Origin of the sequence: Catenulispora yoronensis, from assembly GCF_039531695.1 — a bacterium.
Taxonomy (GTDB): domain Bacteria; phylum Actinomycetota; class Actinomycetes; order Streptomycetales; family Catenulisporaceae; genus Catenulispora; species Catenulispora yoronensis.
Map to the genome: position 1 here is coordinate 1 of NZ_BAAAQN010000116.1, position 11,884 is coordinate 11,884.

Here is an 11,884-nt window from a genome sequence, read left to right on the forward strand (position 1 = left end):
TACTCAAACTCACCGGCTGGACCAACATCGCCGCCGCCACCGACCACATGCGCGACCACCGCAACCACACCCTGAAACTACTAGGCATACAAACCAACCCATGAGAACGCAAAAGCCCTGTCGGCGGCACTGTAGGCAAAGCCCTGCCGACGTGACCGAGGAGAACAAACCAAAAACCAGGGAGAGAGCTGACAATCACTGGGGAGAGGGCTGGGCGCCTCGCCGATTCCGGCCACCGGGAAGGTTCAAAGCAAAAGCGGCGGCCGAAGACATCCCCAAAGGCTTGCCCCACCGGGTGGCAGAAGACTCTCTCGCATGGGCAGCTAACGCCCCCTGCCTCAACCGGCGGCCGAAGGTTTGCCTACCGGCGGCCGGAGGGCTGAAGTGGCCGCCCACTGCCCCCGGATCCTTCAGTCCTCTCCCTGGGGTTTTGGTTTGTTCTCCTCGGTCACGTCGGCAGGGCTTTGCCTACAGTACCGCCGACCAGGTGTCAAGTTCATGCAAGCCCAACCGCAGCCCAATAAGCATCACCGCAGCGGCATGGACTTGATACCTGGGCGGCGGTGCTGTACCCGTAGGGCTGCCGACGTGACCGAGGGGAACAAACCCCCACCCCACCAACCGCCAGCGCAGGGACTAGCCGGGCCCACCTATGGAGCAGCGCCAGTTCTCCGAGGGATCAGAGGCCCTCGCCGGAGGCGCCTGCCTTACCCAGCTCTTGACTTTGATCTTCGGCCTTTGATCTTCGACCTTTGATCTTCGGCCTTTGACTTTCGGCCTTTGATCTTCGGCCTTTGACTTTCGGCCTTTGATCTTCGGCCTTTGACTTTCGGCCTTTGACCCTCAGCCGTTGATCTCAACCTCAACCTCAAACCCAACCTCAACCTCAACCAATCACCCACAGGGGCCAAAAGCTCCCGCCTCCGGCCCCTGCGCGTTCCTTCCCTTCCTACAGCCACCCCACCCCCGCCACGGCCCGCCCCGCCGACTACCCCTTCTTCGGCAGCACCACCACAGCCAAAGGCGTCCGCTGCGCACCCTGCCCCAGCGGGTTGTCCTTGAACATCTCCGCGATTCGTTCCTCGGCCACCGACGTGGCCTGGCCCAGGATGTTGCAGCCCAAGTCGTTGGCGTCGATGATGGCCACGCCCTGGAACGTCTCAGCAGCCTGCTTCGGCAGCACCTTGCGCAGACGGTCCGCCAGCTCTCCGGCCGCCTTCTCCGGGTCGGCCGGGGCCAGCTTCGCGGAGACGTTGGAGGGGTACAGCGAGTACTGCGTCGGGCCGTCGATGGCGCGGACCGCCGGGCCGGCGAGTTGGTAGAACAGGCCCTTGCGGCCGACCACCTTGCCGACGGCGCCCGCGGCGGAGGCGGCGATGATGCGGGTGAGGCCGGCTTCTTGGATTGCCAGCTGCATTGTTTCCGGGGAGCCCAGGCCGATGCCGGCGGGGGTGCGGACGACGAACTTTTGGAGTTTGCGGGCTGCGAAGGAGGGCTTGATCTCCCACAGGAAGTAGGAGCGGCCCTGGGAGATGGCGACCACCTTCTCGCTGACGGCGAGGAACCAGGGGCTGTTGAGGGCCTCGGCGTGGTCGGTGGACTCCGCGGCGCGGGTGGCGAACTCGGCGCCGTACTCGGAGATCTTGGTGTGGAAGTCGTCGCCCTTGGCGAAGGCGTCGGTCTGGATCGGGAAGCGGAGCACCTGGCCGCTGGAGGCGGTGGCGATCGCGATCTCCTTGCCGGGGTTGGCGGCGAAGTACTCCTTGGCGGCGGAGGTCGTCGAGTCGATGTGGGTGCCGGGGGCGTCGACGAAGGTGCGCAGCCACAGCTCGACGTTGAGCATCCGCCAGAACAGCATGGTGTCGCTGTTCTTGCCGGCGATGAACTCCTCGAAGGCGCGCAGCACGGAGGCCTGGTCGAAGTAGGGCCGGGAGCCGAAGCTGTCGGAGCGGAAGACCGTGTGGACGTGGTTCTTGATCCGCAGGAACCACTCGCGCTCGGGCGTCGTGAAGCCGATCTTGTTGCGACGGTCGACGATGGTGTCGGGCAGCAGCCCGCGCACCGAGTCGCGCAGGATCTTCTTGTTCCAGCCCTGCTTGATGATGGCTTCCGGTTCGAGGGTGAACAGGTAGCGCAGCAGCGTGATGTCCAGGAAGGGCACGCGGCCCTCCAGCGAGAAGCGCATGGTGTTGCGGTCCTCGTAGCGCAGCAGGGAGGGCAGGGAGTTGGCGAAGATGTCCTCGACCAGGCGGGCCCGCAGGTCGTCCGGGACCGGGGAGAAGGTCTCGCCCTTGTGCTGCTTGGCGAAGCCCTTGTCGAGCATCTGGCGGATGTCGACGGGCTTGTCCAGGCCGAGCTTGCCGCGCACCACCTGCTTGCCGTAGCGGGACAGCACGTCGGTGGAGGACACCACCTCGCGCATCAGCTTCGTGTACTGCTTCTCCTTGCGGAGCTGGCGCAGGTAGACGAAGTAGTACGGCAGGTAGCCGGCCATCATCTCGTCGGCGCCCTGGCCGTCGAGCAGCACCGTGACGTGCTGGGTGGCCTCCTGCATCACCTTGTACTGCGCGTAGGGGCCGGTGGAGATGGTCGGCTCCTCCTGGGTGCGCACGAAGTCGGCGAGGTCCTCCAGGAACTCGTCCGGGTTCGGCTTCACCTTGTGGCAGTTGACCGGCCCCTCGGCCTTGGCGATGACCGCGTCGACGTAGCGCTCCTCGTCGTTGACGCTGCCGGGGAACACCGCCGAGAAGCTGTTCTGGGTGGCGCCGACCGACTCCACGTCCTGCGCGTGCTGCTTCATCAGCTTGCTGATGACGGCGACCACCGTGGAGGAGTCCAGGCCGCCGGACAGCGCGGTGCCGACCGGGACCTCGCCGACCAGGCGCATCCGGATCGCCTCGGTGAGGCGCTCCTTGAACTCCTTGGTGGTGTCCTTGGTGAACGGCGAGCGCGGCCCGTCCGCCAGCAGGTCCTCGCGCAGCGAGGTGAACATCCGCCGCTCGACGGTGCCGTCGTGGACCACGACCAGCTCGCCGGGACGCACCTTCTCGATCCCGGCGAAGAAGGTGCGGTCCGAGTCCTCGTGGATGCGGAACCGCAGGTAGCGGTACAGCGTGACGTCATCCGGAGCGGCCTGGACCAGGCCGGAGGCCAGGATCGCCTTGATCTCCGAGCCGAACACCAGCTGGTGGCCGGCCGGGCCGTCCACCGAGGCCAGGTAGATCGGCTTGATGCCGAAGTGGTCCCGGGCCAGGTAGGAGGTACCGGTCTGGGTGTCGTGGATGGCCACCGCGAACATCCCGTTGAACCGGTCGAACGCCTGCTCGCCCCACTCGGCGAAGGCGCGGACCACCACCTCGGTGTCGCAGACCGTGCGGAAGGTGTGCCCGAGCGCCTCCAGCTCGGCCATCAGTTCCCGGTAGTTGTAGACCTCGCCGTTGTAGACCGCGGCGTAGCGGCCGTCCTCGGTGAGGAACGGCTGGTCGCCGTGGGCCCGGTCGATGATGGCCAGGCGCCGGTGGGCGTAGCCGACGTTCGCGCCGTCGGTGTAGATGCCCTCGCCGTCCGGACCCCGGTGCGCGATGGAGTCACCCATCCGCTTGAGCATCGCCTCGTCATGGGCGCCGAAGACACCCGCGATCCCGCACATGTGCCGTGCCACTCCTCGCCGTTGGTAGAACCTGCGCGCTGAGCCAAACCTATACGACGAGCGGGTGACGCCCGAGCGACGCCGAGTAGTGTGATCTTCGAGCGGGCAGGGGAACCGCGTGATCACCGCGGCCGGCCGACCCGACGTCGGAAGTTCCGACGTTGCTACCATCCTCTTCGGAGGCGGTTTCCCAGCGCAGCCAGCGAGGCCGGACGCCACGGCCACCGATCCGGGGGGACGACGACGATGGCGAATGACACCGTGACCGGACCACCGCGAACACCGGTCGGCACCGGGTCCGCGGGCGAGTCCGGCCGCGAGGGCGACGGCGACGGCGACCCGGGGGCGGGTGTGGACGGACCAGAGGCGGGCGCGGAAGCGGCGGCGGCCGCCGAGGCGGCGAGCACGGCGGCAGCGCCGGCGGTCTCGGCCGCGACAACGGCCATGAGCGCGGATTCGACAGCGATCTTAGGAATGGCGACGGGCGCGGGGGCAAACCTGGGCGCGGGCTCAGGCATGAGCCCAGGCACGGGCCCAGGCGCAGGCGGGGGCACGGGCGCGGGCTCAAGCACGGGCCCAGGCGCAGGCAAGCGCGCAGGCGGGGGCCCAGGCGCGGAGGCGGACCCGTACCCGGACCCGGACTCCGCCACCCCCCACCGCAACCCGGTCGCGCGCGCGGCACTCACCGTGGGCCGCAGCTTCCTCGGCGACATGGTGACCTTCTTCTCGGTCCCGGTGCGCAAGCTGCGCGAACGGCGCCTGATGGCGATCCCGGCGACGCTGGCCTGCGTGGCGCTGATCGGCCTGCTGTGGATCCTGGAAATGATCCGGCCGGCCGGTCTGGCGTTCGTCCTGCACGTGGCGGGCGTGCGGCAGGGCGAGCCGCTGTGGGAGCTGCTGCCGCAGCTGCCGCTGTCGCTGTTCGCACCGGCCCCGGACCTGCCGGCCTGGGGCGCGATGACGCAGGTGCTGGTCGCGTTCGGGATCGCCGAGTGCTGGCTGGGCTGGAAGAAGGTGCTGGCGATCGCGATGATCACCAGCGCGGTGACGTCGATGGCGGCGCGGGTCATGGTCTACGCCAGCAACTGGCTGCACATCGGGACGCCGCAGATCGACAACTTCCAGGTCGACACCGGCCCGTCGGTGGCGGTGGTGGCGCTGCTGATCTACCTGGCGCTGCGGCTGCGCACGTACTGGGTGGTGGCGCTGACGGCGGTGTCGATGGGCGGCGAGGCGGCGATCCTGCCGAACCTGGCCGGGCGGGAACACCTGGTGGCGATCAGCCTGGGCATCATCACGTACTTCCTGCTGGACCGGTGGTGGCCGGCCTGGCAGCGGCGCAAGATCGAGCGGGCGACGTCGGACTGAGGGTGCGGATCGGGTCGCGGCTCAGCGCACCCGCCGACCCAGCGCCCGAGGGTTCAGCCGCCGCCCACGGATCGACGCGTCGACGATCTCGATCGGGTGAACGACCGGGACCGGCCCCTGCCCGTCCTCGTCCAGGTACCGCCGGATCTGCAACAGGCAGCCGGGGTTGCCAGTGGCGACCAGGTCGGGGGCGGTGTCGCGGATCCGCTCGGCCTTGCGCCGCCCGAGCTGCTCCGCGGCCTCGGGGCGGACCAGGTTGTGGATGCCCGCCGAGCCGCAGCAGAAGGCCGCCTCGGCGGGCTCGACGAGCTCGACACCGGGGACGTCGGAGAGCAGTTTCCGGGGCTGCGCACGCACGCCCTGCCCGTGCGCGAGGTGGCAGGCGTCGTGGTACGTGACGCGTGCCTCGATCGGGTGACGTTCGGCAACCGGATCGAGCTCGGCGAGCACTTCGGAGACGTCACGAACGCGCGCAGCAAAAGCAGCGGCACGATCGGCATAGGCGGGATCGTCCGCCAGGAGCTCGCCGTAAGCCTTCAGCGTCGAGCCGCACCCCGCGACGTTGACGACGATGGCATCGAGAGCCTCAGCCCCTTCGGAAGCACCGAAGGCACCGAAGGCACCGAAAGCGCCGAAAGCGTCGATCAGCCCCCGCGCATAGCGCTTGGCCTCCTCCTCGCGTCCAGCATGCAGCGACAGCGCGCCGCAGCAACCCTGCCCCGGCACCTCGACATCGCAGCCCTCCGCCTGGAGCACGCGGATCGTGGCGGCGTTGACGTCGCCGAAGAACACGCGCTGCACGCATCCCGCGACCAACCCGACCGTCCGCCGCCGCACGCCCCGAGCCGGGTTGTGGACCGCCGGCGACCGCCACGCCTTACGGACCGTGGTCTCGGGCATCAGAGCCTCCATGGCCCCGAGCCGCGGGAAGCGCCGCAGAAGTCCACTTGATCGGACCAGCGCGGCTCCACCCGTTCGGCGGTAGGCAACAGCCCCCAGCGCGGCTATCCGCAGCCGGGCGGGATGGGGGAAGAGTGCGAACACGAGGCGCCGGAAGAGGCGGTCGCCGCGCGGCTCGGCGTAGACCTGCTCGACCTCGGGCCGGAACTCCTCGATGATCCGGTCATACTGGACCCCGGAGGGGCAGGCGCTTACGCAGGACAGGCAGCCCAGGCAGGAGTCGACGTGTTCGGCGACGGCGGTGTCGAGCTCCGCCTGTCCGGTGAGCACCTGCCGCATGAGGTGGATGCGGCCGCGCGGGGAGTCGTTCTCGTCGCCGGACAGGGCGTAGGTGGGGCAGGCCGGGAGGCAGAACCCGCAGTGGACACACGCCGAGGTGAGGTCGTTCAGGTTCGCGCCCATGGCGGGCAGTGTACTGAGGCGGCGATCATCGAGTGGATCATGAAGCGGGGTGCGGTGAGGTATGAAGCGGGGTACGAAAAACGGCCCCTGCTCTCGTTCTCCGAGATCAGAGGCCGTTCCGAAGAGGGTGGCCGACGGGGCTCGAACCCGCGACAACTGGGATCACAACCCAGGACTCTACCTACTGAGCTACGGCCACCATGTGCCCCCCGCGCCGCCGAATTCCGGTTTCCCGGTGTCCCGCGCCGCGCTGGCACCGCCAAGTGTACATGGATCCGGCGGTGCTCTGCACAACCCTTTCTGTAGGGAGTCTCACCGCACCTGGGGAGGTCAGGCGCCCGGGCGCGGGGCCCGGGACCTTGATCGGCGAGAGCCCTCCGGGGAAGCCCGGAGGCCTATGCCTGCGCGCCCGCCGTGCCCGCCGCATCCGCCGCGGCGCGCCCCGCGGCGGCCGCCGCCTCGTCCGCCTCGACCCGCGCCGCGAGGGTGCGCGCGGTTTCGGAGTCCGGGCCCGGATGCGGCACGAAGATGGCCTCGCGGTAGTACCGCAGCTCCGCGATGGAGTCGCGGATGTCGCCGAGCGCGCGGTGGTTGCCGGTCTTCTTCGGGGCGTTGAAGTAGACGCGGGGGTACCAGCGGCGGGCCAGCTCCTTGATCGAGGAGACGTCGACGATCCGGTAGTGCAGGTGCTGCTCCAGCTCGGGCATGTCGCGGGCCAGGAAGCCGCGGTCGGTGCCGACGGAGTTGCCGGCCAGCTGCGCCTTGCCGGCCTCCGGCACGTGCTCGCGGACGTAGGCCAGGACCCGCTGCTCGGCCTCGGCCATGGCGATCCCGCCGGACAGCTCCTCCAGCAGGCCGGAGGCGGTGTGCATCTCGCGCACCACCTCGACCATGCCGTCCAGCAGGCCCGGGAGGTCCCCGGCCGGCGGGGCGATGACCACGTCGACGCCGTCGCCGAGGACGTTCAGCTCGGAGTCGGTGACCAGCACCGCCACTTCGATCAAGGCGTCCTTGTCCAGGTCGAGCCCGGTCATCTCGCAGTCGATCCACACCAGCCTGTCACTCATGGACCCACCCTATCCAGGGGCGGGCGCCGCGTGCCGCCACTCCCCGGAGCCCGCGTCCCGCATCGGTGACCCGCGCTAGTGCCCCTCGCGCCCACCGCGGGCCCGAGAAGCCAGGTACGCCTCGCGGTAGCGGGCCGGCTGGGTGCCCAGGACCCGCAGGAAGTTGGCGCGCATCGCCGGGCCGGAGGCGAAGCCGGAGCGCCGGGCCACCTCGTCGACCGGCAGGTCGGTGGACTCCAGGATGCGCTGCGCGGCGATCACCCGCTGGGAGTTCACCCAGCGCAGCGGGGTGGTGCCGGTGACCTCCAGGAAGCGGCGGTCGAAGGTGCGGCGGGACATCGAGGAGTGCTTGGCGAACTCGTCGACGTCGAAGGGCTCGGCCAGGTGGTCCAGGGCCCAGGCCATGGCGTCGCCGATCGGGGTGCCGGCGCCGAGTTCGCTGGGCAGGTGCCGGTCGAAGTAGGCGGCCTGGCCGCTGCGCCGGCCGGGGCCGACCACCAGGCGGCGGGCCAGCGCGCTGGCCGCCTCGGCGCCGTGGTCGCTGCGCACCAGGTACAGGCACAGGTCCAGGCCGGCCGAGGAGCCGGCGCCGGTGACCACGTCGCCGTGGTCGATCTGCATCGAGCGGGCGTCCACCTTCACCCGGCGGTGGTGGCGGGCCAGGGCCGGGGCGTACATCCAGTGCGTGGTGGCCCCGCGGCCGTCCAGGACGCCGGCCGCGGCCAGCACGAAGACCCCGGAGTCGAACGCGGCCAGCCGCGCGCCCTCCTTGTGGGCCTTGCGCACCGCGGCCAGCGCCGGTTCCGGGGGCCGCTCCCCCGGCGCCCGCCAGGCCGGCACGATCACCGTCCCGGCCTGGTCGGCGCCGGACAGGCCGAACGGCGTGGACAGCCGCAGCGAGCCGGTGGTGGCCAGCGGGCCGGCCTCGCCGGCGCAGACCAGGAGGCGGTAGTACGGCAGTCCCATGACGCGCCGGTCGACGCCGAACACCGTGATCGGGATCGACGACTCGAACAGGGGGGCGTCCCGGAACAGCAGGACGGCGACGGTGCCCCGGTCGCGCGTGGGGGCCAGGCGCGGGCGGGGGGCAGTCAGTGTCATTCGGGCGGCTGACCTCTCTGGTCCAGATGGATCGTCGGAACGAGCCATTTTCCTTTGTAGGCAAAGGGAAAAGCGACTTGGAGCGGAAGCCGTGCCGGGCCTGGGATTATCAGAACTCATACATGACCCGGAGTCGGGTGTCCACTCGGGTGCGGGCGGCGGACCGGCTTCCCCGGTGGCGTTCGGCGGTGATCTACTGGAGGATCGGGGGCGAGCGGACGAGGCGGGAAGGGGGTGCCGGGAATGGATCGGACGCGGGCCTTGCAAGCGGTTCTGACGGACGTGACGGCCGCCTGCGGCCCCACGCTGCGCGTGCTGTCCGGCGCCGCCGAACGCCGTGCGTACGAGACCGACGCCCTGACCGCGCACCGGGTGCTGCCCGGACTGGTGCTGCTGCCCGCGCGCCGGGAGCAGGTGGCGCCGATCGTCCGCGCCTGTCTGGAGCACGGCGTGCCGTATGTCGCGCGCGGCGCCGGAACCGGCCTGTCCGGGGGCGCGCTGCCGGCCGAATCCGGCGTCGTGATCTCCCTGGCGCGGCTCAACCGGATTCTTGAGGTGGACCCCGACCGGCGGACCGCGGTGGTCGAGCCCGGCGCCACCAACCTGTCGATCAGCGCCGCGGCCGGCCGGTACGACCTCTACTACGCGCCGGACCCCTCCTCGCAAGTGGTGTGCACGATCGGCGGCAACGTCGCGGAGAACTCCGGCGGGGCGCACTGCCTGAAGTACGGCTTCACCTCGCACCACGTGCTGGCGGTGGAGGCGGTGCTGCCCGACGGCACGGTGGCGGTGCTGGGCTCGGACGACATCACCGCGCCCTGCTACGACGCGCCCGGCTACGACCTGCGCGGGGTATTCGTCGGCGCGGAGGGCACCTGCGGGGTGGCCACGCGGGTGGCGGTGCGGCTGCTGCGCAGGCCGGAGGCGGTGCGCACGCTGGTGGCCGACTTCCCGGACGTGGCCTCGGCCTGCGACACGGTGAGCGCGGTGATCGCCGCTGGGATCGTACCGGCCGCCATCGAGATGATGGACAACCTGGCGATCCGGGCCTGCGAGGACGCGGTGCACGCCGGGTACGACCGCACGGCCGCGGCCGCGCTGATCATCGAGCTGGACGGTCCGGCGCCGGAGTGCGAGGAGCTGTTCGAGCAGGTCAGTGCTCTGTGTTCGGCGCACCGGTGCACCCGGCTGCGGATCGCCGCCGACGAGGCCGAGCGGGCCGCGATCTGGGCCGGCCGCAAGGCCGCGTTCGCGGCCATGGGGCGGCTCTCGCCGGACTTCCTGCTCCAGGACGGCGTGGTGCCGCGCACCCGGCTGGCCGAGGCGCTCACCGAGATCGGCCGGCTGTCGGCGGCCGCCGGGCTGCGGGTGGCCAACGTCTTCCACGCCGGGGACGGCAACCTGCATCCGCTGGTGCTGTACCGGGCGGCGGCGGGCGAGGGGCCGGCCGCCGAGCAGCTGGCCGCCGCCATCGCCGAACTCTGCGTCGCGCTGGGCGGCTCGCTGTCCGGCGAGCACGGCATCGGGGTGGACAAGGCGTGCTCGATGCCGAAGATGTTCACGCCGGCGGACCTGACGGCCATGGACCGTCTGCGCGCCGCGTTCGATCCGTCAGGGCTGTGCAACCCCGGCAAGGTGTTCCCGACCCCCGCGCTGTGCGGTGAGGCGCGGGGCGGGGCGTACCAGCCGCATCCGCTTGAAGAGACCGGAAAGATCCAACGATGGTAGGTCCCTCCTTCGCGAGCTCGACGCCCGGCGAGCGTCCGGCCGGGGCCGGCTCCGGCGCGGACGCCGGCGGCCCGGGCCCGGGCCCGGACACCTCGCCGGCCGCGCCGCTGCCCGCTCCGCGCTCCATCACCCCGACCACGGTGAAGGACCTGCGCGACGCGGTCACCGTCGGCACGGTGCTGATCCGCGGCACCGGCACCGCCACCACCTGGGGCGCACCGGTCCGCGATCCGCGCACCACGGTGTCCCTGGCCGGCATGGACCGGGTGCTGGACCACCGGCCCGCGGACATGACCGTCTACGTCCAGGGCGGCATCCGCCTGGACGTGCTACAGGCCGAACTGGCCGGACGCGGGCAGTGGCTGCCGTACGACCCGGCCCGCTCGGAGGCCACCATCGGCGGCCTGCTGGCCACCGGCGACGCGGGGCCCCGGCGCCTGGGCTACGGCTCACTGCGGGAACTGGTGATCGGCGCCACGATGGTGTTCCCCGACGGGGCGATCGCCAAGAGCGGCGGCCACGTCATCAAGAACGTCGCCGGCTACGACCTGGCCAAGCTGTGCCACGGCTCGCTGGGCACCCTCGGCGTGGTGGCGGAGTTGGTACTGCGAGTGCATCCGCTGCCGCAGACGTCGCGGACGGTGATGGTCCGCGATGTCAACACCGAGGCCGCGCAGCGGCTGTCCTGGGCACTGACCCGCTCCGCGACCGAACCCACGGCCATCGAATGGTGCGAACCGGAGCAGGTACTGGCCGTCCGCTTCGACGGCACCTCCGACGGCGCCGCAGCCCGAGCCGCCGCCGCCCGGACACTGCTCACCGGCAGCAAGGCCGAACTGGACGACGAGGAGTCGGAGAGCTTCTGGTACTCCCACGCCGCACGCACCATCGCCGAGCCCGGCGACACCGTGCTCCGTGCGGCAACGAGGCCCGGGGTGGACCCGGGACTGGTGCGGGCACTGACGGCGTGGGCTGAGCACTCGGGGGTGAAGGCGCAGCTCACGTGCAGTCCGGCGACGGGGGGCTACACGGTGCGGGTGACCGGCGGGGACGCGAAGGCGCATGCTGAGTTGGTGAAGAACTGGCGGACCTCGGTGGAGGCGGTCGGTGGCTTCGTGATGCTGCGGCGGCGGAGGCCGGGGGTGGATGCGATGGTTGAGTCTTGGGGGCGCGCGCCGGGTGGTGTGGAGGTGATGCGGCGGGTGAAGGGGAACTTTGATCCGGAGAATCGGTTTGCGCCTGGGCGGTTTGCGCCTTGGTTTTAGGGGTGGGGTCTGCTTGGGGTGGGGTGGGGTGTTGAGGGATGAGGGATGAGGGGTGAGAGCTGCGCTGCGGGCTGCGGGCTGCGGGCTGCCGGAGATCAAAGTCAAGGTCACAGTCAAAAGCTGTGAAAAGCGAAAAGCAGGCGCCTCCGGCGAGGGCCTCTGATCCCTCGGAGAACTGGCGCTGCTCCATAGGGGGGTGGCTGCTAGTCCCTGCGGCGGCGGTTTGTGGGGTGGGGGTTTGTTCCCCTCGCTCACGTCGGCAGCCCTACGGGTACAGCACCGCCGCCCAGGTATCAAGTCCATGCCGGAACCTTGTTGTTCTAGCGCTGCGGTTGGGTGTGCAT

7 protein-coding genes and 1 tRNA gene are annotated in these 11,884 nt (G+C 70.5%); 3 read left to right on the forward strand and 5 right to left on the reverse strand.

Annotation, left to right across the window (positions count from 1 at the left end):
• Positions 1-988 precede the first annotated feature (988 nt).
• Positions 989-3,649 carry an asparagine synthase (glutamine-hydrolyzing) gene (asnB, locus tag ABD481_RS45775; protein WP_344672229.1) on the reverse strand — a complete coding sequence of 887 codons (2,661 nt, stop codon included), beginning with the start codon at positions 3,647-3,649 and terminating at the stop codon, positions 989-991.
• Positions 3,650-4,336: 687 nt separating this feature from the next.
• On the opposite strand from asnB, the gene ABD481_RS45780 reads away from it, so the two are divergent.
• Positions 4,337-5,017, forward strand: a complete 681-nt coding sequence (locus tag ABD481_RS45780) for a hypothetical protein (RefSeq protein ID WP_344672230.1) — start codon at positions 4,337-4,339, stop codon at positions 5,015-5,017.
• 21 nt (positions 5,018-5,038) lie between these two features.
• Here the strand turns inward: ABD481_RS45780 and ABD481_RS45785 are convergent, their stop codons facing one another.
• The 4 genes from ABD481_RS45785 to ABD481_RS45800 all read right to left on the reverse strand — a co-directional run bounded on the left by ABD481_RS45785 (position 5,039) and on the right by ABD481_RS45800 (position 8,547).
• On the reverse strand, positions 5,039-6,379 hold the full coding sequence (locus ABD481_RS45785) for a (Fe-S)-binding protein (protein WP_344672231.1): 1,341 nt from the start codon (positions 6,377-6,379) through the stop codon (positions 5,039-5,041).
• A 126-nt stretch (positions 6,380-6,505) separates the two neighbouring features.
• Positions 6,506-6,578, reverse strand: a tRNA-His gene (locus ABD481_RS45790).
• A 196-nt stretch (positions 6,579-6,774) separates the two neighbouring features.
• Positions 6,775-7,446, reverse strand: a complete 672-nt coding sequence (orn, locus tag ABD481_RS45795; RefSeq protein WP_344672232.1) for an oligoribonuclease — start codon at positions 7,444-7,446, stop codon at positions 6,775-6,777.
• Positions 7,447-7,521: 75 nt separating this feature from the next.
• The gene (locus ABD481_RS45800) at positions 7,522-8,547 is read right to left on the reverse strand and encodes a GlxA family transcriptional regulator (protein WP_344672233.1); all 1,026 of its coding nucleotides are present in this window, start codon (positions 8,545-8,547) and stop codon (positions 7,522-7,524) included.
• A 243-nt stretch (positions 8,548-8,790) separates the two neighbouring features.
• Here ABD481_RS45800 and ABD481_RS45805 point away from each other — a divergent pair, with 243 nt between their 5' ends.
• Positions 8,791-10,275, forward strand: coding sequence for an FAD-linked oxidase C-terminal domain-containing protein (locus tag ABD481_RS45805; RefSeq protein ID WP_344672234.1), 1,485 nt, complete (start codon positions 8,791-8,793; stop codon positions 10,273-10,275).
• Positions 10,269-11,540: an FAD-binding oxidoreductase gene (locus ABD481_RS45810; RefSeq protein WP_344672235.1), complete on the forward strand. Its 1,272-nt coding sequence runs from the start codon at positions 10,269-10,271 to the stop codon at positions 11,538-11,540. The genes ABD481_RS45805 and ABD481_RS45810 overlap by 7 nt, the downstream gene beginning before the upstream one ends.
• Positions 11,541-11,884: the final 344 nt, after the last annotated feature.